Origin of the sequence: Actinoplanes cyaneus (assembly GCF_016862095.1) — a bacterium.
Lineage (GTDB): Bacteria > Actinomycetota > Actinomycetes > Mycobacteriales > Micromonosporaceae > Actinoplanes > Actinoplanes cyaneus.
The window spans coordinates 13,440-30,960 of the sequence record NZ_BOMH01000028.1 but is presented as its reverse complement, the minus strand read 5'-3'; the positions used below and the strand labels follow the sequence as shown (position 1 = coordinate 30,960).

23 protein-coding genes are annotated in these 17,521 nt (G+C 71.8%); 14 read left to right on the top strand and 9 right to left on the bottom strand.

The window, feature by feature from the left end; translation table 11 throughout:
- Positions 1–100 precede the first annotated feature (100 nt).
- Positions 101–301, top strand: coding sequence for a hypothetical protein (locus Acy02nite_RS18025; RefSeq protein ID WP_203742069.1), 201 nt, complete (start codon positions 101–103; stop codon positions 299–301).
- On the opposite strand, the gene Acy02nite_RS18020 is transcribed toward Acy02nite_RS18025, so the two are convergent.
- On the bottom strand, positions 288–1,298 hold the full coding sequence (locus Acy02nite_RS18020) for a hypothetical protein (protein ID WP_239174977.1): 1,011 nt from the start codon (positions 1,296–1,298) through the stop codon (positions 288–290). The two genes, Acy02nite_RS18025 and Acy02nite_RS18020, sit on opposite strands and share 14 nt — an antisense overlap.
- 123 nt (positions 1,299–1,421) lie before the next feature.
- Here Acy02nite_RS18020 and Acy02nite_RS18015 point away from each other — a divergent pair, with 123 nt between their 5' ends.
- The 3 genes from Acy02nite_RS18015 (at position 1,422) to Acy02nite_RS18005 (ending at position 4,094) form a co-directional block, all read left to right on the top strand.
- Positions 1,422–1,793, top strand: a complete 372-nt coding sequence (locus Acy02nite_RS18015) for an STAS domain-containing protein (RefSeq protein ID WP_203742065.1) — start codon at positions 1,422–1,424, stop codon at positions 1,791–1,793.
- 297 nt (positions 1,794–2,090) lie between these two features.
- Positions 2,091–2,363 (top strand): hypothetical protein, encoded by a 273-nt coding sequence (locus tag Acy02nite_RS18010; RefSeq protein WP_203742063.1) that lies wholly within the window; start codon positions 2,091–2,093, stop codon positions 2,361–2,363.
- Positions 2,364–2,465: 102 nt separating this feature from the next.
- On the top strand, positions 2,466–4,094 hold the full coding sequence (locus Acy02nite_RS18005) for an alkaline phosphatase D family protein (RefSeq protein ID WP_203742061.1): 1,629 nt from the start codon (positions 2,466–2,468) through the stop codon (positions 4,092–4,094).
- Positions 4,095–4,300: 206 nt separating this feature from the next.
- Here the strand turns inward: Acy02nite_RS18005 and Acy02nite_RS18000 are convergent, their stop codons facing one another.
- From Acy02nite_RS18000 to Acy02nite_RS17990, 3 genes are all read right to left on the bottom strand, one after another.
- Positions 4,301–5,164, bottom strand: a complete 864-nt coding sequence (locus tag Acy02nite_RS18000; protein ID WP_203742059.1) for a hypothetical protein — start codon at positions 5,162–5,164, stop codon at positions 4,301–4,303.
- 70 nt (positions 5,165–5,234) lie between these two features.
- Positions 5,235–5,744 (bottom strand): hypothetical protein, encoded by a 510-nt coding sequence (locus tag Acy02nite_RS17995; protein ID WP_203742526.1) that lies wholly within the window; start codon positions 5,742–5,744, stop codon positions 5,235–5,237.
- 43 nt (positions 5,745–5,787) lie between these two features.
- Positions 5,788–6,567 (bottom strand): MBL fold metallo-hydrolase, encoded by a 780-nt coding sequence (locus Acy02nite_RS17990; RefSeq protein ID WP_203742057.1) that lies wholly within the window; start codon positions 6,565–6,567, stop codon positions 5,788–5,790.
- 114 nt (positions 6,568–6,681) lie between these two features.
- Between Acy02nite_RS17990 and Acy02nite_RS17985 the strand changes: the two genes are divergently transcribed.
- On the top strand, positions 6,682–8,946 hold the full coding sequence (locus Acy02nite_RS17985) for a HelD family protein (protein WP_203742055.1): 2,265 nt from the start codon (positions 6,682–6,684) through the stop codon (positions 8,944–8,946).
- Positions 8,936–9,319 (top strand): hypothetical protein, encoded by a 384-nt coding sequence (locus tag Acy02nite_RS17980; RefSeq protein WP_203742053.1) that lies wholly within the window; start codon positions 8,936–8,938, stop codon positions 9,317–9,319. The genes Acy02nite_RS17985 and Acy02nite_RS17980 overlap by 11 nt, the downstream gene beginning before the upstream one ends.
- On the opposite strand, the gene Acy02nite_RS17975 is transcribed toward Acy02nite_RS17980, so the two are convergent.
- Both Acy02nite_RS17975 and Acy02nite_RS17970 read right to left on the bottom strand, forming a co-directional pair.
- Positions 9,270–9,908, bottom strand: coding sequence for a DNA-3-methyladenine glycosylase (locus Acy02nite_RS17975; RefSeq protein WP_203742525.1), 639 nt, complete (start codon positions 9,906–9,908; stop codon positions 9,270–9,272). The two genes, Acy02nite_RS17980 and Acy02nite_RS17975, sit on opposite strands and share 50 nt — an antisense overlap.
- A 502-nt stretch (positions 9,909–10,410) precedes the next feature.
- Positions 10,411–10,908 (bottom strand): MarR family winged helix-turn-helix transcriptional regulator, encoded by a 498-nt coding sequence (locus Acy02nite_RS17970; RefSeq protein WP_203742051.1) that lies wholly within the window; start codon positions 10,906–10,908, stop codon positions 10,411–10,413.
- A 97-nt stretch (positions 10,909–11,005) separates the two neighbouring features.
- On the opposite strand from Acy02nite_RS17970, the gene Acy02nite_RS17965 reads away from it, so the two are divergent.
- Together Acy02nite_RS17965 and Acy02nite_RS17960 are read left to right on the top strand one after the other, a co-directional pair.
- Positions 11,006–11,380: a DoxX family protein gene (locus tag Acy02nite_RS17965; RefSeq protein WP_203742049.1), complete on the top strand. Its 375-nt coding sequence runs from the start codon at positions 11,006–11,008 to the stop codon at positions 11,378–11,380.
- An 89-nt stretch (positions 11,381–11,469) separates the two neighbouring features.
- Complete coding sequence (locus Acy02nite_RS17960; RefSeq protein ID WP_203742047.1) at positions 11,470–12,285, top strand: hypothetical protein; 816 nt, start codon at positions 11,470–11,472, stop codon at positions 12,283–12,285.
- On the opposite strand, the gene Acy02nite_RS17955 is transcribed toward Acy02nite_RS17960, so the two are convergent.
- Complete coding sequence (locus Acy02nite_RS17955) at positions 12,243–12,494, bottom strand: hypothetical protein (RefSeq protein ID WP_203742045.1); 252 nt, start codon at positions 12,492–12,494, stop codon at positions 12,243–12,245. The two genes, Acy02nite_RS17960 and Acy02nite_RS17955, sit on opposite strands and share 43 nt — an antisense overlap.
- A gap of 250 nt (positions 12,495–12,744) precedes the next feature.
- On the opposite strand from Acy02nite_RS17955, the gene Acy02nite_RS17950 reads away from it, so the two are divergent.
- Both Acy02nite_RS17950 and Acy02nite_RS17945 read left to right on the top strand, forming a co-directional pair.
- Positions 12,745–13,620: a helix-turn-helix domain-containing protein gene (locus tag Acy02nite_RS17950; RefSeq protein WP_203742043.1), complete on the top strand. Its 876-nt coding sequence runs from the start codon at positions 12,745–12,747 to the stop codon at positions 13,618–13,620.
- Positions 13,613–13,825, top strand: coding sequence for a DUF397 domain-containing protein (locus Acy02nite_RS17945; RefSeq protein ID WP_203742041.1), 213 nt, complete (start codon positions 13,613–13,615; stop codon positions 13,823–13,825). The genes Acy02nite_RS17950 and Acy02nite_RS17945 overlap by 8 nt, the downstream gene beginning before the upstream one ends.
- A 231-nt stretch (positions 13,826–14,056) precedes the next feature.
- On the opposite strand, the gene Acy02nite_RS46545 is transcribed toward Acy02nite_RS17945, so the two are convergent.
- Positions 14,057–14,263: a hypothetical protein gene (locus Acy02nite_RS46545; protein WP_239174976.1), complete on the bottom strand. Its 207-nt coding sequence runs from the start codon at positions 14,261–14,263 to the stop codon at positions 14,057–14,059.
- On the opposite strand from Acy02nite_RS46545, the gene Acy02nite_RS46540 reads away from it, so the two are divergent.
- Together Acy02nite_RS46540 and Acy02nite_RS17935 are read left to right on the top strand one after the other, a co-directional pair.
- Positions 14,244–14,705, top strand: coding sequence for a CAP domain-containing protein (locus Acy02nite_RS46540; protein ID WP_239174975.1), 462 nt, complete (start codon positions 14,244–14,246; stop codon positions 14,703–14,705). The two genes, Acy02nite_RS46545 and Acy02nite_RS46540, sit on opposite strands and share 20 nt — an antisense overlap.
- 37 nt (positions 14,706–14,742) lie before the next feature.
- Positions 14,743–15,300, top strand: coding sequence for a TetR/AcrR family transcriptional regulator (locus Acy02nite_RS17935; protein WP_239174974.1), 558 nt, complete (start codon positions 14,743–14,745; stop codon positions 15,298–15,300).
- On the opposite strand, the gene speB is transcribed toward Acy02nite_RS17935, so the two are convergent.
- On the bottom strand, positions 15,265–16,299 hold the full coding sequence (gene speB, locus Acy02nite_RS17930) for an agmatinase (protein WP_203742037.1): 1,035 nt from the start codon (positions 16,297–16,299) through the stop codon (positions 15,265–15,267). The genes Acy02nite_RS17935 and speB overlap by 36 nt on opposite strands.
- Positions 16,300–16,424: 125 nt before the next feature.
- Between speB and Acy02nite_RS17925 the strand changes: the two genes are divergently transcribed.
- Positions 16,425–16,916 carry a type II toxin-antitoxin system PemK/MazF family toxin gene (locus Acy02nite_RS17925; RefSeq protein WP_425548173.1) on the top strand — a complete coding sequence of 164 codons (492 nt, stop codon included), beginning with the start codon at positions 16,425–16,427 and terminating at the stop codon, positions 16,914–16,916.
- Positions 16,917–16,942: 26 nt separating this feature from the next.
- Positions 16,943–17,518: a hypothetical protein gene (locus Acy02nite_RS17920; RefSeq protein WP_203742032.1), complete on the top strand. Its 576-nt coding sequence runs from the start codon at positions 16,943–16,945 to the stop codon at positions 17,516–17,518.
- Positions 17,519–17,521: the final 3 nt, after the last annotated feature.

The following is a 17,521-nucleotide window of genomic DNA, read 5'->3' as shown; positions in this document are numbered from 1 at the left end:
CCCACCTTGTCTACTAAATCAGTTGAGATTGTCGAGATTCCCGGGACGTGGGAAGCCGCGGTTCCTTCAGTCGCCCGCGCGGCAGCCGATGTGACTCTCCGTGGATGAGCCTCTGCTGCACATGATGCGTGACGACCTGACCCGCCGGGTGGAGTCCGCCGCCGCGAACATGACCGACACGCTGCGATTGCTCGTCATGGCCCGGGAGATGGCCGGCGACGGGCCGGGCGCCGACAAGCTGACCGCGGCGATCGAGGAGCTGACCTCGGCCCGGGACGGGCTGCTCGTCAGGAGTCGGTGAACGACTCCCAGTCCAGGCCCAGTTTCCGCAGCCGGCGGAGCAGGCCCGGATGGCGGACGCCGACAAACATCTCGAACCAGTCAGCGTCGTCCTCGCCGAGCAGGACGACCGTGCCCGGGCCGGCGTAACAGCGCGTGACCAGCGACGGCCAGCGCATCGGGCGCAACGGCACCCGGCGCAGCGGGGCGACGACCCGGCGCGCCTGGGGCCGGTCGACGAACGCCATCCCGCCGAGCGGGCCGTCCATGGCGGCTCGCGCGAGGGTGGACTGCAACAGGTGGCCGCTGAGACGTTCGCGTTCCTCCAGGAGGGTGTCGCTCAACCCGTCGTACCAGATCCGCGGGTCCTGCTCGTCCGGCTCCATGACGAGGGTGAAAACGCCGTCACCCTCCTGGCCGAAAGTGATCAGACTGTCGGGCCGTCCGGCAACCGGCTCGGGCAGGATCCGCGAGGAGGAGCCGAGCACCTCCGGCCGGCCCGCTGCCGCCCGGTAGAACGCTTGCAGCGCCGGGGGACCGGTCACCACCGGATAAGCGCCGCTCATCGGTACGTCCTGGTACCACCCGGCGATGAACCTCTCCATCGCCCCGGCCGGGTCGGAGCCCACCTGCGCCAGCCAGTCCAGCCCCGGCGCGACCCGGCCGAGCAGGCCGGGCGGCACCGGCGCCTCGAAGGTCAGCCGGATGTCGTGCAGCGCTCCGCGCCGGTAACCGAGCTCCGCCGACCGGGCCACCCCCAGGGCGAGGCAACCGTCGGGCAGCCGGGCGAACGCGCGCACCGGCGGCCGCAGCACCGCGGCCAGGCGTTGCTCCACCACGTCGGGGAAGGGCCCGGGCAGCGTCAGCTCGCCCGCGTCGCCGGCCGCGGGGGTGACGACCACGATGGTGTCCGTGCCGATCGCGAACGCCGCATCCGCCCCGGTCAGCAGCGTCGCACCCGGGCCGGCCAGGGCGAGCGCCTCCGGTTCGGCGACCACCGACCCGAGTTCGATCTCCACCGCCACACGGTAGACGGCCCGGCCCAGCCGGGTGCGAACAGTGACGCAGGCCTCATGGGCGGAGGACGGTGTCTTATCGCGCTGTTGGTCGTATGTACACATCTCTTCGGTAAACCAGTCGGTATGGGCGAAGTGCGCTGTGTGATCCACCGCAATCCGGGCAAGACCGGCTCGACCGTCTTCCTGCACCTGGACGGCTGCTTCGACCGCGGCTCCAGCGGGGACCTGCGCCGTGAGCTGCGGCAGGCCTTCGATCGGGCGCGCGGCGCCCGGGTCGTCGTCGACATGGCCGGGGTGGACCTGATCGGCAGCGAGTGCATCGAGGTGCTGCTGGTCGGCTACACCCGGGCGATGCGTACCGGTCACGGGTACGAAGTGGTGAACGCCGAGGGCCACGTCCGGCGGGCGCTCGAGGCCACCGGCCTGTGCCCGCGCAGCGACGACAACCTGTATGCGCCGTCCACCGGGGACGCCGTCGAGGCGGCTCTCTCCTGACCCGGCCCGGCCTTCTTCAGCACACCACAGGGCGCGCGGTGTCCGCGCTGTGGTCATGCGTCCCGCGAAACGGGAATTCACGAACACCTAACCGGGAGAACAAAAAGTAAACGTAGGATCGACCATGGGTGACCAAAGGACTTCGCCGGCTCGATGGCGAGCCTGCGATCGAGCCGGTCGTCACCGCCGGCCGGGAGGGACGACCCATGGCGAAGCAGGACACGAAGTGACGCGCTCCTGGTCGCCACCGTGCCGACGCCGGCCCGATCGCGGTAGGTCGCAACGGGAGGCGCCGCCATGCACGATCAGGTGATCGGCCTGCTGGATGACTGTGTCACCAGGTTGATGGCGCTGCGCGCCGAGCTGGCCGCCGCGCGATGCGTCCGCCCAGGGGAGCGGCGCGGCATCGTCGTCGAGGCGATCGACGCGGCCGAGGAGTTCGCGGCGTCGGCCGGCGACGCGATCGGCGAGACCACCCGAGGCGACCTCGCCGCCGTGACCGCTCTGCCGGGCGCCGGCGACCCGGCCCGCGGCGTGACACCCGTGACCTTCCGCGAGACCGCCTGCTGAGCTTCCGGTGAAGCTGCCGGCGAGTTAACCAAGATGAAGCCCGGCCGAACATCTGCCGGTTCGCGTTCCGGGCCGTGCCGGGCTCTTGCTACATAGAACGGCATGACTGTCCTCCCCCGCTCTGCGGTCGACCGCCGTACCGTGCTGCTCGCCGGTCTGTCCGCCGGCGCCGGCGCGGTCGCGGCCGCCGCACTGCCCGTCGGCGCCTCCGCCGCCGACACGTACTTCCAGCACGGGGTCGCCTCCGGTGACCCGCTCCCTGGCGGCATCCTGCTCTGGACCCGGGTCACGCCGACGCCCGAGTCGATCCCGGCCTCCGGCGCCGGCCCCCAGGTCGACGTGACCTGGCAGGTCGCCACCGACGCCGGGTTCGCCGGGGTCGTGCAGTCCGGCACGGTCAGCACCGGCCCGGCCCGCGACCACACGGTCAAGGTCGACGTGAGCGGGCTGAGCGCGGCCACCACGTACTGGTACCGCTTCGGCCTGGCCGGCACCTGGTCGTCCGTCGGCCGGACGATGACCGCACCGGCCGCCACCGACGCCGTCGCGCGGCTGCGGGCCGGTGTCGTCAGCTGCGCGAACTGGGAGGCCGGGTACTTCGCGGCATACCGGCACCTGGCTGAGCGCGGCGACCTCAACCTGGTCGTGCATCTGGGCGACTACCTCTACGAGTACGGCACCGGCGAGTTCGGCGCGGCCGGCAAGGTGGTCCGCAAGACCGCCCCGGAGCACGAGACGGTGTCACTGGCCGACTACCGGACCCGGCACGCGCAGTACAAGACCGATCCGGATCTGAAGGCGCTGCACGCATCCGTTCCGTGGATCATCACGTGGGACGACCACGAGGTGGCCAACGACATGTGGAGCGGCGGCGCGGAGAACCACACGCCGGGCGCCGAGGGGGACTTCTCCACGCGGGTCGCGGCGGCGCGCCAGGCGTACGCCGAGTGGATGCCGGTGCGCCTCGCCGCGGACGGGCACATCTACCGGCGGCTGCGCTACGGCGACCTGTTCGAGCTCTCCATGCTGGACCTGCGGACGTACCGCTCGGAGCAGGCCGACGGCGCCGGCGTCGACGATCCGGCCCGCACGATCGCCGGCGCCGCGCAGCTGTCCTGGCTCACCGACGGCCTGGTCAACTCGACCGCGCTGTGGAAGATCGTCGGCAACCCGGTGATGATCTCCCGCCTCGACGTGCTCGCGCTGCCGGCCTGGTTGCTCGGCCCGCTCGGCGAGCTGATCGGGGTTCCGCAGAACGGTGTCGTCCTCAACGCCGACCAGTGGGACGGCTACAACGCCGACCGCGAGCGTCTCGTCGACACGCTGCGCGCGCACCGGACCAAGGACGTCGTCTTCATCACCGGCGACATCCACACCTCGTGGGCGAACGAGCTGACCACCAAGGACACCGGAACCGCCGACCCGGCCGCCGCCGAGTTCGTCGTCCCGTCGGTGACCAGCGACAACATCAACGACTACCTCGGCACCGGCGCCGGCGGCCCGCTCAGCCTGCTCGCGGCCGGCCTGATCAGGTCCACGAACCCGCACGTCAAGTGGGTCGAGACGGACGGGCACGGCTTCGGCGTGCTGGACATCACCCGCACCCGCTGCCGGATGGACTGGTACCACCTGGCCGACCGCACCAGGAAGGACACCGCCGCGAAGTGGGTCCAGGGCTGGTCGGTCGGCCGCGGCTCCGCCAAGATCCGCAAGGAGTCCGCCCCCTCCTGACCCGCGGCGCGACTCACGATCCCGGCTGGTGCTCACGGTTGTCATGAGGCACGAATGACAACCGTGAGCACCAGCCCGGAACAGCGAGCCGCGCCGCCCGGGTGAGTCGGCACGGCCTCGCGTCAGCCGGCCGACCGGGTCGCCGGCGACCTACCGGGAGCGGGCCTACCGCCGTACCGGGGAAGGAAGGCCGGTGGCGGGGGTGGTCAGCCGGCCGGTGGGAGTTTGCAGATGCGGCGCAGCATCGTGTCGAGGGTCTTCCTGTCGGCGTCGGGCACCGGGACGTCCGTGACCAGCTTGTCGCCGCCGTCCAGGGTGACCGTCGCCAGGAACTCGAACGGCTTCTTGATCTCGGCGAGCGCATGCGGGTCACAGCGGCCCGGCGTGGCCGTCAGCGGCACCGAGGCCGTGGGCGCGGCGGCGGTGACCGAGGCGAGCGGGGTACGGGCCGGGAGCCGCAACGCGTACATCACGTTGCCGTCCAGCTCGTGGACCGTGATCGTGCCGGTCGCGGCCGCGGTCCGCTCGACGACGAGGCTGCCGCGCAGGCCGGAGGCGCCCGCGTCGGTCCACGGGCCGAAGCGCAGCGTCACACTCTGCTCGATCCGCTGGGTCGCGCAGTCGGCGCGGAGCAGTTTGTCCAGCAGGGGGTTGGGGTCGGGCAGCGGCAGGGTCAGCCGCTCGACGACGGTGGAGCCTTCCGCGCGGGCGTCGACCACGACGTGCGACGCGGCGGCGGCAGCCACGCAGGAACCGGTGCCGTAGGGGACCGGGACGTCGACCCGCAGCCCGCCGACCGGCAGCAACGCGTCGGTGTCGACGCCGCTCTCGCCGTCGAAGGAGGGGAGCACCGGCTCGACCCGGGTCACGTGGACCGGCACGTCACCGTTGTTGTGCAGGGCGATCGCGAGTTGCCGGTTGACCTCGTGGACGCGCCACTGCTCGGCGGTGGCGGTCAGATGCAGCTCGGGGCCGGGCTCGGGGCCGGCGCCGGCCCGGACGGCAACCGCCGCGGCGAGGGCGAGCAGCACGGCAGCGCACGTCACGAGAAGGGCAGGCCGCCATCGCATGCCGGTGACTCTAGGTCCTGCCATGCGGTTCGGGCGAGCCTGAGCCGATCGGGACGGGGAGGGGCAGCGTTCAGGCGGGCTCGTGGTCGGTGGCCCGGGCCGCGCAGAGGAACGCGCCGCCGACCGCGAACGCGCCCAGCACCCCGAGCGAGATCTGCTGCTGGTGATCGACCTGGCGCTCGTACGTCTCCCGGCTCACGACGGTGGTCTCGTCCAGGATGTAGGTGCCGTCCGGCCGTACCCCCGGATTGCCCTTCAAGGTGACGAACGCGAGCACGATGGCCAGCCAGAAGCCGAAGAACACCACCCCGGCCGCGATCGCCGCCCAGACCGGGACGTGCGGCGGCACCCAGGAGGCCAGCGCCCACAGGCGGCGGGGCTGCCTGGTGCGGTAACCGCGGCGGTTGGACAGGATCCCGGACGCGAAGCCGGGGACGGTCAGCAGCGCGGCGAGCCCCACGGCGACGACCTTGTCGACCGGCCGGTGGCCCAGCGCGAGCGCCACGATCAGCCCGCCCGACCACAGCACCCCGGCCCCGCACAGCACGCTGTACAGCAGCAGCCCACGACGCGACATCATCACCGACAGACGCTAGTGCCCGCCCGGGGGCCGCGGGACCGTTTCAGCGCACCCGCACCGGCAGGTCGTACGTATCGCCGCGGACCAGCGGGTGCACGCCTTCCCGGCAGCGCGTCAGGTAGTCGCTGAGCGGCGACTTCATGACCCGGTAGTCGTCGTAGTGGATGGGCAGCGCCACCTTCGGCCGGATCAGCTCGGTGAGCGCCGCGCCCTGCCGCCCGTCCATGGTCACCAGCATGCCCAGGACGCGGGTGCCGCCCAGGTGGATCAGCATGGCGTCGATGTCCCCGCAGCGCTGCTTGATCTCGCCGAGGAACGGCCGGTACAGGGTGTCGCCGGTGATGTAGAGGCGCAGCATCGGCTCGCCGTCGCGCTCCCACTCGACGAGGGAGCCCATCACGTCCGGCAGCATCACGTCGAGCAGGCCGGGGCCGTGGCGGCCGGGGAGCGCGGTGACCCGCAGGGTCTCGCCGGCGCGCTGCCATTCCTGGGCGTCCCAGACCGGCAGGCCCTGGGCCTTCGACCACGAGCGGCGCAGTCGCCGCTGCGCCTGCGGGGTGGTGAGGATCGGCAGGTCGCGCGGGATCGCCCGGCGGGCGGCACGGTCGAAGTGGTCGCCGTGCAGGTGGGAGAGCAGGATCGCGTCCGGGGCGGGGAGGTCCGCGTACGCCGAGGCGGGGTCGGTCAGACGCTTGGTCCACATCCCCTTGCCGAGGTAGACCCGGCTGCCAGCGGATCCGAAGGCGGGGTCGGTGAGCAGCGTGAACGCGCCCAGCCGCAGCAGAGTGGTGGCGTTACCGATGAAGGTGACGGTCGCTGTCATGACGCGCGGCTACCCGTGCGGGACACGGCGAAACTCTGCTAGCCTGGCTAGTTGCCGCACATTTCAGCTAGAAGGCCGAGAGAACCACTCTCAGAATACGTCTTGGGGGCAACGGTGTCAAGTCTGTCAAGCCTCGCCGAGGAACAATCCTGCCTCGGCGTGATCTACGGCCGCCTCGACGAGCTCCGGGAGCAGGTCCGGGGCCGGCTCGCCGAGGCCCGCCTCCGCGCCGGTGAGCTGTTCCAGCGGGACGCGACCATCTACGCGTACGCCGAGCGCCTCGCCCAGTACGAGGCCGTCGAGGAAGGACTCTGCTTCGGCCGGCTGGACCTGCGCGACGGCGGGCGCCTGCACATCGGGCGGATCGGCATCCACGACACCGGCGAGCCGCTGCTCGTCGACTGGCGGGCGCCGGCCGCGCGGCCGTTCTACGTGGCGACCGCGATCAGCCCGTTCGGCGTGACGGTACGGCGGCACATCCGCACCAAGGGCCGTACCGTCGTGGCGCTCGACGACGAGATCCTGGACCTGGACGCCGCCTCGCCCGGCGCCTCGATCGTCGGGGAGGCCGCGCTGATCGCCGCGCTCAGCGCGAACCGGACCGGCCGGATGCGCGACATCGTCGAGACCATCCAGGCCGAGCAGGACCGCGTGATCCGGGCCGAGGCGGGCGGCGTGCTCGTCGTCCAGGGCGGCCCCGGCACCGGGAAGACCGCTGTCGCGCTGCACCGCGCGGCGTACCTGTTGTACACGTACCGTGAGCAGCTCTCCGCCCGTGGGGTGCTGATCGTCGGGCCGAACGCCACCTTCCTGCGCTACATCTCCCAGGTCCTGCCCTCGCTCGCGGAGACCGGCGTGCTGCTCGCGACGATGGGTGACCTCTACCCCGGGATCACGGCGCGTCACGCCGAGGCCCCGGAGGTGACCGAGATCAAGGGTCGCGCCGTGATGACCGGCCTGCTCGCCGCGGCCGTCCGCGACCGGCAGCGGGTGCCCGCGCAACCCCTCGAGATCGAGGTCGACCGGAACGTGCTCCGGCTGACCGCCGGCGACTGCGAGCCGGCCCGGCGGCGCGCCCGCGACTCCGGACTGCCGCACAACCTGGCCCGCCCGATCTTCGTCGCCGGCGTCCTCGACGTGCTCGCCGCCCAGGTCGCCGACCGGATCGGCGACGACCCGTTCTGGGACGATCCGCTCGGCGAGGACGACGCGCTGACCTCACCCAACCTGCTCGGCGAGAGCGACCGTGCTGACATCCGCGGCGACCTCGCCGCCGATCCGGTGGTCACGGCCGCCATCGACTCGCTCTGGCCGGTGCTCACCCCCGCTGAACTGCTGATCGACCTGTACGGCGTGGCGGGCGCCCTGGAATCGGCGGCCTCCGGCCTGCTCCCCGCGGCCGAGGCGGTGCTGCTGCGTCGGGCGCCGGGCGAGGACTGGGCGCCGGCTGACGTGCCGCTGCTCGACGAGGCGGCCGAACTGCTCGGGGAGGACAACCGGGCGGCCCACGCGGCGGCGGTCCGGGAGCGGGGGCGGCGCCTGGCGTACGCGCAGGGCGTTCTGGACATCACGGCAGGCTCGAAAGCGTACGAGCTGGAGGACGACGACGAGGCCGCGATCCCCAACATCGCCGACATCATGCAGGCCGACATGCTCGCCGAACACCTCGAGGAGCGGGAGTTCCGCACGGCCGCCGAGCGCGCCGCCGCCGACCGGAACTGGGTCTTCGGCCACGTGATCGTCGACGAGGCGCAGGAGCTGTCCCCGATGGCGTGGCGCCTGCTGATGCGGCGCTGCCCGAGCCGCTCCATGACGGTCGTCGGCGACCTGGACCAGAGCGGCGCGCTCGGGGCCCCGGCGAGCTGGGCCGACGTGCTGTCGCCCTACGTCGCGGACCGGTGGCGGCTGGCCGAGCTCACGGTCAGCTATCGCACGCCGGCCGAGATCATGGACTACACCGAGCGTGCCCTCGCGGACGCCGACCCGCCGATCGTCGCGCCGAAGCCGGTCCGCTCCACCGGCGTCGAACCGTGGGAGGCGACCGGCACGCTCACCGCCCTGGCATCGTGCGTCGCCCGGGAGATCGCCTCCGTCGACGACGGCCGCCTCGCCGTGATCGCCCCCGACGGCCTCGTCCCCGCCCTGGCCACGGCCCTCCCGGCGCTGACCACCGGCCCGTCGCCGGATCTGGAGGACCGTGCGGTGCTGCTCACCGTCGCCCAGGCCAAAGGACTGGAGTTCGACACCGTCGTGGTCGTCGACCCGGCCCGCATCCTGACCGGCTCGCCGCGCGGCGCCAACGACCTCTACGTGGCGCTGACCCGGCCGACCCGTCGGCTGGGAGTGTTCACCGTTAAGGTCGACGTCGATGAGTCTTGACGTCTATCCCTGCCGCATCCTGCCGGACGGCTCGTTCGACATGGTCGACCTGCCCGGGTTCAACTCGTCCGCCGGAGGGGAGGGCAGTCGCCAGTGGCTGTACTCGTCGGCGGCGGTCCGCGCGCTGGGCGCCACCTATCTGCCGCGGCTCGCCGACCGGAACCTGCTGGTGCCACCCGAGGAGACGCTCGCGTTCCTGCGGGAGTGCGGGCTGCTGCTCGCCCACCTGCCGCACCTCGCGACGGCGGCCACGGCGCTGACGTCGAAGACGTACGACGAGCTGGAGTTCCTGATCGAATCCAACCTCGTCACGATCATCGCGGTCACCCACCGCGCCCGTCGCGAGGAGGACTGGGGCGTGATGATCTCCTGACCGCGGGGCGGACCTTCGGGATGTGACGCCGGTACGCGCTGACCGTCGGGTCTCCGGAGATCCAGAAACGCCACGGGACGTCGTGCGCGGACGTGACCCCGACGCGCGGCCCCGCCTCGATCGCACCCGGCTCGGTGGCCGGCGGGCTGAGCGTGGCCGGGCCGCTCCCGTCGATCACCGAGGTGTCGTTGGCGGCCCGGTTCAACGCCAGGACCTGCATCAACTTGGCCGGCCCGGCGGCCAGGCCGGCGTCGTCACGGGCGGCGGGCCGGCGCTCGCGAGCCGTCTCGAGCCCGTCGACCACCTCACCGGCGCGGAGCAGCACGGCCGCGGCCCGGCCCTCCTCGCCGCAGACGATGTTCGCGCAGAAGTGCATGCCGTAGATCTGGTAGACGTAGAGCCGACCGGCGGGCCCGAACATCACCGCGTTCCGGTTCGTGACCCCACGGTGGGCGTGGCTGGCCGGGTCGGCGCCGAGCCCGCTGTAAGCCTCGACCTCGGTCAGCCGGACCGTCACCCCGTTCGCGGAAAGCCTCCAGCCCAGCAACTCCCGAGCCGCCGTGTCCACCGCCTCGGCCGGCAACTCCATCCACCCGTAAGTCACCACCCCACCCAACCACAACCCCCACGCCCGCCCCGGCGACCCCACCCCGACCCCAGAAGATCAACTTCAAGATCCTCATGTCCCAGGTCCGCTGTGGTCCCTCTCCGCTGCTCCCGCGGGGACCCTTCCGGGCCGAGCAGGGCGCTGGCGCGCCCAGAACGCTCACCCCGAAAGGGCGATCTCCATGGATGGGCACGGTCAAAGCAGCAAACCCGGTCACCGGCCGAGCCGCAGACCCGGTCACCGGCCGAGCCGCAGACCCGGTCACGCGCCGGGCGGCAGTGCCGGTGGCGTGCCGAGCCGGCAGGACTCGCCCGCCCGTGAACGTCCGCGACCGGCTGCCCACGCAAGGTCCCGGCGCGCCTCCCCGTTCCGGCTGGTTCTCATGGGCGTTATTCGTGCCTCATAACGCCCATGAGAACCAGCCGGAACCGCACGTCGCGGCCGCAGCCCCGGCCGGATCGCGTCGGCGGGTCCGGGTGGGCGGTCAGCCGGAGGTGACGCGGGTGGCGCCGCACGGGTCGTCGGGGTCGACGGCGCGCATGATGCGGCGGCCGATGTCGCGCAACTGCCGGGTCTGCGCCTTGGTCAGCTGGTCGAAGACCAGGTTGCGGACCTCGGTGACATGTCCCGGAGCGGTCGCCACCACCTTGTCCCAGCCGTCGTCGGTGAGCATCGCGAGCGTGTACCGCCCGTCGTCCGGGTCGGGTGTCCGCCGCACCCAGCCACGTTTCTCCAGGCGGCCGACGGCCTGGGACAGGCGTGCCAGCGATCCCTCGGCCAGCACCGCCAGCTCGCTCATCCGCAGTGTCCGGCCGGGGGACTCGGAGAGGCCGGCGAGTATTCCGTACTCAAAGTTGCTCAGCCCCGCGTCGCGCTGCAGCTGCGTGTCGAGTGCCGACGGGAGCCGCATGAAGAGGCTCAGCAGGACCAGCCAGGCTTCGCGTTCCTCGCTGCTCAGCCACTGCGGCTCGGATGTCTCCATGCCCCGAGGATAGCTCAAGCGTTTAACCGCCAGACGCTTGCACGCTTAAGTGATCCGAGCTAGCTTTCACTCAACTGTTGAAGTGAATTGAGGAATCATGAACGTCGTACTGTGGATCATCGCGGGTCTGCTCGCGGCTGCCTTCCTGGCCGCCGGCGTGATGAAGATGCTGCAGCCGAAGGAGAAGCTGATCGCGTCCGGGATGGGCTGGGCCGCTGACTTCGGTGACGGCCAGGTCAAGCTGATCGGCCTGGTGGAGGCGCTCGGTGCGATCGGCCTGATCCTCCCGGCGCTGCTGGACGTCGCCCCGGTGCTGGTCCCGCTGGCCGCGACCGGCCTGGCGATCACGATGATCGGGGCGATCGTGGTGCACGTGCGCCGCAAGGAGAACCAGGCGGTGCTGCCCAGCCTGGTCCTGCTGCTGCTCTCCGCGGTGGTCGCCTGGGGCCGGTTCGGGCCCTGGTCGTTCTGATCCCTTCCGGACCGGTGGCGCGCTCCTGGTGACGAGCGTGTTACCGGTCGGTATAGTTCGCCGCCATCGGGACGGGCTGGGGGCTGGCGATGGTGCAGGCAGGGGAGCCGCGGGAGAACGACGAGCCCGCGTCGGCGGGGGACGCGGCGGACAGCGGGCGGGGCTTCCTCCGTACCGGGAAGATCGGGAGATTCGCGACCCGCCGCACCGCCCTCGTCGCCGGCGGCCTCGCGTCGGTCGTGGTCGTGCTCTTCTGCCTGGCCTGCAGCGGCGTCTTCACCTCGGACCCGCCCGGCCCGCAGGCGGCGTCACCGTCGGCCTCCGACGCGGCGTCGACGGCCGCCTCCCCGTCGGCCACCGCCGCGCAGCCCGCTGCGAAGCCGGTCGGCGCTGTCACCGACCTCGACGCGGTGTGCGGCAACACCTACTATCCGGCCGCGCCGAAGTATGCCGGCAAGGGCCCGCACCCGGTCGTCATCAGCGCGAAGGAGCGTCTGGACCTCGGTGACCGCTCGGCCCGCACGCTGAACCGGTACGCCTACTCGGGGTCGCCGGCCGCGAAGAAGGCCTGGGCCCCGGCTGCCAAGCAGGCCCAGCTCGTCGCGTGTCTGGATCTGATCGGTGGCGGCACGAAGGTCAAGGACTGCGCGACCGATCTCGCCGCCTCCCCGAAGATGCCGCTGATGGTCGGCCGGTACCGGCTCACCGTGTACGAGGTCGCCACCGGCCGCAAGGTCGTCGAGTCCACCCTGAACGGCGCCGCGAAGACCTGCCCGTGGGTGGTGCTGACCGGTTCCGATTCCACGCTCTACACCACTGTCGACGACGCCCAGCTCTACCGGGCGTTGCAGGCGAAGGTGGTTCAGGGCGCCCCGGGCCCGGCCCAGCCCAGGAAGCGGTCGTAGAGGTCGGCGGGCGGCCCGCCGGAGCCGGCCGCGCAGTCGTCGATCGCCTCGATCAGGCACGACCCGAGGTAGACGGCGAGCCCGTGGGGGAACTTCTGGTACTGCTCGGCGAGTTCCACCTTGGCGGTGGCGCACGGCCACGGCAGGCCGCAGACCCGGCAGTCCCACGCGGGGCGCTCGCCGACGTGTTCGGTCCGCGGCACGAGCATGTCGACCCTTACCTTCCGCAGTGTGACGACTACACAATGGAGAGTTCCGTGCTTTAGGCTCGGGCTCAAGCCGCGGTGGCGAGAATCCCGCGAATGGATTCTCGTCGTCTCGATGCAGTCGTTCGGATCGTCTCGTTCGAGACACCCCGGGGCCGCGGCGGGCGGTCCGGCTCCGTGACGCGGGCGGGCCGCCGCAGGCGATGGGCACGCGGTCAGGCGGGGCGGCGTGCGACGGGAGGAGGTCGCCGGCATGTCCGAGACGGGGTCGACGGTACCGAGGCGGCAGGTCGGGCGGCTGCTCAAGCAGTTGCGCGAGCAGGCCGGCGTCTCGCTCATGGCGGCGGCACAGGAGTTGGAGTTCTCCCGCGCGCGGATGTACCGGATCGAGAACGGTGAGGTTCCGGTCCGCAAGCACGACGTGATCGCGATGTGCGGGGTGTACGGGGCTCCCAGTCACATGACCGAGGTGCTGATCGGCCTGGCGCAGGAGTCCAAGGCGAAGGGCTGGTGGCATGCGTACGGCGATGTCGTCCCCGCCTGGTTCGAGCTCTACGTCGGCATGGAACAGGCCGCGTCCCGTCTCCGGCAGTACGCGCCGAGCGTGATCCCGGGCCTGTTGCAGACCAGGGAGTACGCGGAGTTCGTCTTCGGCCGCTGGCTCGGCGACGATCCGGCCGCGGTGGAGAACGCGGTGGCCGTCCGGCTGGAACGCCAGTCCCTGCTGGCTCGCAGCCGGCCCAGGGCGCCACGACTGGAAGTGATCATCGACGAGGGTGTGCTGCGCCGCGCGGTGCCGGACACGCTGGGCATGCAGAAGCAGCTCGCCCATCTGGTCAACGTCTCCACCTGGCCGGACATCAGCGTCCGGGTCGTCCCGTTCGCGGCCGGCCCGCACCAGGCGTCCAGCTCCGGGCAGTTCACGGTCCTGGAGTTCCCGGCTGTCGGGACGGCGTCGCCGGAGCCGACCACCATCTACTGCGAGAACCTCACCGGCGCGCTCTACCTGGATAAGCTCACCGAGGTCGAGTCCTACGAGAACATCTGGGCCGCGCTCGATGCGACAGCGCTGAGCCAGTCCGCTTCCGACGACCTCATCGGCGCGATCATCAAGGAGAGCGATGGCTGACCTGACCGGTGCCGTCTGGCACAAGAGCACCCGGAGCGGCGGCAACGGGGGCGACTGCGTCGAGGTGGCCGGCAACCTTCCGGGCATCGTGGCGCTGCGCGACACCAAGGATCCGGACGGGACGGTCCTGGTCTTCACCCGCGCGGAGTGGGCCGCCTTCATCGACGGGGTTCGAGCCGGCGAGTTCGATCTCGGCGGTCGCTGATCTCTGTCCGGACTCGACCTTTATGAGTCCGTGAGCCGTTCCTTAAGGAATCCTTTCCGGCACTGCGGTCACCCGGCCGGTCGCGCATAGTCATGGGGCGTCGTCCCCCTGTCCGGCCACCCGAGGTGAATGTCCCGTGTCGCTCCCCGCTGCCCGCCGTCTTCGATACACCGTCGTGACGGGATCGGCGGCAGTAGCCCTCGGCGCCGGAATGATCGTCATGGGCCTGGGTCAGCAGGCTTCCGCCGAGCCGCGGCCGGCCGAGATCCCCCTCGCCGCCCCGGCCTCCCCGAGCGTCGTCCCCCTCCCGTCGGTCGCGCTGACGTCGGCTGCCCCGGCACCGTCACTGTCGCCGTCACCATCGCGGTCGCCGTCACCATCGGTGACCAGGACGAGCGCGACCCCGACGAGGAAGCCGGTGACGACGAAGGTGTCCACGCAGTCCCCGCCGTCCACCGACGAGCAGATCGTCGAAGAGGTGCTCGCGCACATCAACGCCGCCCGCAAGGCCGAGGGGCTGGCCGCGCTCCAGCTCGACGACGACCTCTCCCGGGCGTCCGCCCTGCACAACAAGCTGATGATCAACGGCTGCGGGCTGTCGCACCAGTGCTCCGGCGAGGGCGACATCGGCAAGCGGTTCAGCGCGCAGGGCGTCAGGTGGAGCAGCGCCGGCGAGAACATCGGCTTCGGCTCCAGCGGCAGCAGCGCCGCCGCGATGATCAAGGCGGCCAACGGGCTGACCGACTCGATGCTGGCCGAGACCCCGCCGAACGACGGGCACCGCAAGAACCTGCTCAGCAAGGGCTTCACCCGGATCGGCCTGAGCATCGTGCGCGACAGCAAGGGCGTGACCTGGATGACCCAGGACTTCGTCGGCTGACGACCCGGCCGGCCGGTCCGGGTGGTAGACATGGCCGGTGGTGAGGCGGTCGGCGGCCAGGCGGGTCGAGGTGCTCGCGGCGGCCGGTGAGGTGGTCGCGGCGCGCGGCGCCGACGCGACCCGGTTCACCGACGTGAGCGCGGCCACCGGCGTCGGCGTCTCCACCTTGCAGTACTACTTCGGCACCCGCGAGGACATGCTCATCGCGGTCTTCCGGCACGCCGCCGAGCGGGACTTCGCGCTGGTCGGTGAACGCCTTGCCACGCTGACCGACCCGTGGGAGCGGCTGCTCGCGATTGCCACGCACCTGGGCAACGACACCACGTGGCGCCTCTGGGTGGAGAGCTGGCGATGGGCGTCGCGTGACGCCGAGGTGCGGGCTGACGTCCTGCGCGACTACACCCGATGGCGCGAGCTGCTCGCCGGGAACATCACCACCGGCGACCCGATGCGCACCGCCCGGCAGATCCTCGCCCTCATCGACGGGCTCGCCCTGCCGGTGGTCCTCGGCGACCCGGCGATCGACCGGGCCGCCGCCCGCGACCTGCTGGAAGACGCGCTAGCCCGGTTGCTGGGTCGTCCCGCGGCCCTCTAGCAGCGGGGTCGAGCGCTTCCACCGCGGCCCGTCACCGTCCTTGCGCCGCCGCGCCATCCCGGACAGCGCCTCGAGCACCACCCGGTTCCCGAGCATCGCGGTGATCTCCGCGTGGTCGAACGGCGGCGACACCTCGACGATGTCCATGCCGACGACCGGCAGCTCGTGGCAGATCCGGGAGACGCTGTCGAGCAGTTGCCGCGCGGTGAACCCGCCCGGCTCCGGCGTGCCCGTGCCCGGCGCGTGCCCCGGGTCGCAGACGTCGATGTCGACCGACAGGAAGACGCCGTCACATCCGTCCATCGCGATCTCGAACGCGCGGTCCAGCACCGCGTCGAGCCCGCGCTCGACGATCTCGCTCATGTGGAACGAGTTCATCCGCTGGTCGGCCATCCAGTCCAGAACCTCCGGGCCGGGCCAGTACCCGCGCAGCCCCAGCTGCAGGAACCGGTCGCCGCGCACCGCGCCGGACTCGATCAGCCGCCGCATCGGCTGCCCGTGGCCGTAGAGCGAGCCGAACTCGATGTCCCCGGTGTCCGCGTGCGCGTCGAAGTGGATCACCGAGATCCGCTGCGGGGCGTGCGCGCTCGCCACGCCGGCCACGTCCGGCCAGGTCACGGTGTGGTCGCCGCCCAGGGTCAGCGGGATCGCGCCGTGCCGGGCGATGAAGCCGACGCCCTCCTCGATGGCGGTGCAGCTGCGCTGGATCTCGCCGCTGAACACCTCCAGATCGCCGGCGTCCTTGACGGTCAGGTCGGCGCCGAGCGCGTCGACGCGCATCGCCAGGTGCGGGCGGGTGCCGTCGTGGGCCAGGTAGTCGGTGCCGCGGATGACCTGCGGGCCGAACCGGGCGCCGGGGCGGTGCGACGTGCCGCCGTCGAACGGCGCGCCGATGATCACCACGTCGGCGTCGGCGTAGGACGACGGCTCCCGCCAGTCGCACGCGGGCACGCCGAGGAACGTGTGGTCCGGCCCGAACATCGGTCCATAACGCGTCATGTCCTGCATCCTTCCGGGCTGACGATGCCGCCGGGGACTGTATCGCCATACTGTATGGCCGTACAGTTCTGGGCAGGCCGTAAGGTGCAGCGGTGCTCGAAACGCTGATCTCCTTCCTTCGCCGGCTGTTCGGCGGGGAGGCCCCCAAGTCCACGGCCCGCACCACCCGGCCGGCCGCCCCCCAGCCCACCGCTTCCCGGCCCACCGCCACGAAACCCCGGCCGCCCCGGCACGTCCCCACCCGGGACCGTGGCCGCACCATCTCCTACGCCCCCGACCTCGACGGCGGCGCCGACCCCGGGGAGATCGTCTGGTTCTGGGTGCCCTACGAGGACGACCCGAGCCAGGGCAAGGACCGCCCGGTGCTGGTGATCGGCCGCGACGGCCGTACCCTCCTCGGCCTGATGCTCTCCAGCCAGAGCGAGCGCGACGGTCAGCGCAACTGGCTCGCTCTCGGCGCCGGCGATTGGGACCGCACGGGGCGCCCGAGCTGGCTGCGCCTCGACCGCGTCCTGGAGATCGAGGAGGACGGCATCCGCCGCGAGGGCGCGATCCTCGACCGGGGTCGCTTCGACCGGGTGGCGGACACGCTCCGCCGCGATTACGGCTGGGCATAATCGGACAACCGGATAGCGTTGCTGCCATGGATACGGACGTCATGACCGGTTTCGGCGGCAAGCAGGCGTGGCTGGCGGTCGCCGACGCGCGGCCCGAGGCCGTGCTCGCCGCTCTCGGCCTGCGCGACCTCGGCACGATCCGCTGGCGCGACGGCCTGGACGTGACCCACCTCAACGACGACCGGGTGGCGGTGACCCCGCCGCTGCCCGGCGCCCGCGGCACGTCCTGGGTGCTGGCCCCGGGCCGGTGGCTGATGACGCCGGGCCCGGACGTGGTGACGCTCTCCGCCACACTCGGCACCGAGGTGCAGTACTTCGCCACACATCGGGTAACGGAGTTGCATCGATGGCAGCGCGCGGTGAAAGGTGATCTCGTTCGCGCTTTCGGGTATGTCGGGCAGACCGGGGAGGTCACCTCCTGGTTCGGCGAGCCCGGCCCGGCGGAGCGGGAGGCCGGCCTGCCGGGGGAGTTCGACCCGGAGGAGTCCACGATCCTGGTCTCCGAGCGGGACGTGTTCCGGGTCGCCGCGGCCTGGAGCATCGACCCGACCACCCTGACCGGCCCCGCGCCCGGCCCGTTGCGGATCGGCGCGGCTGACTGAGGA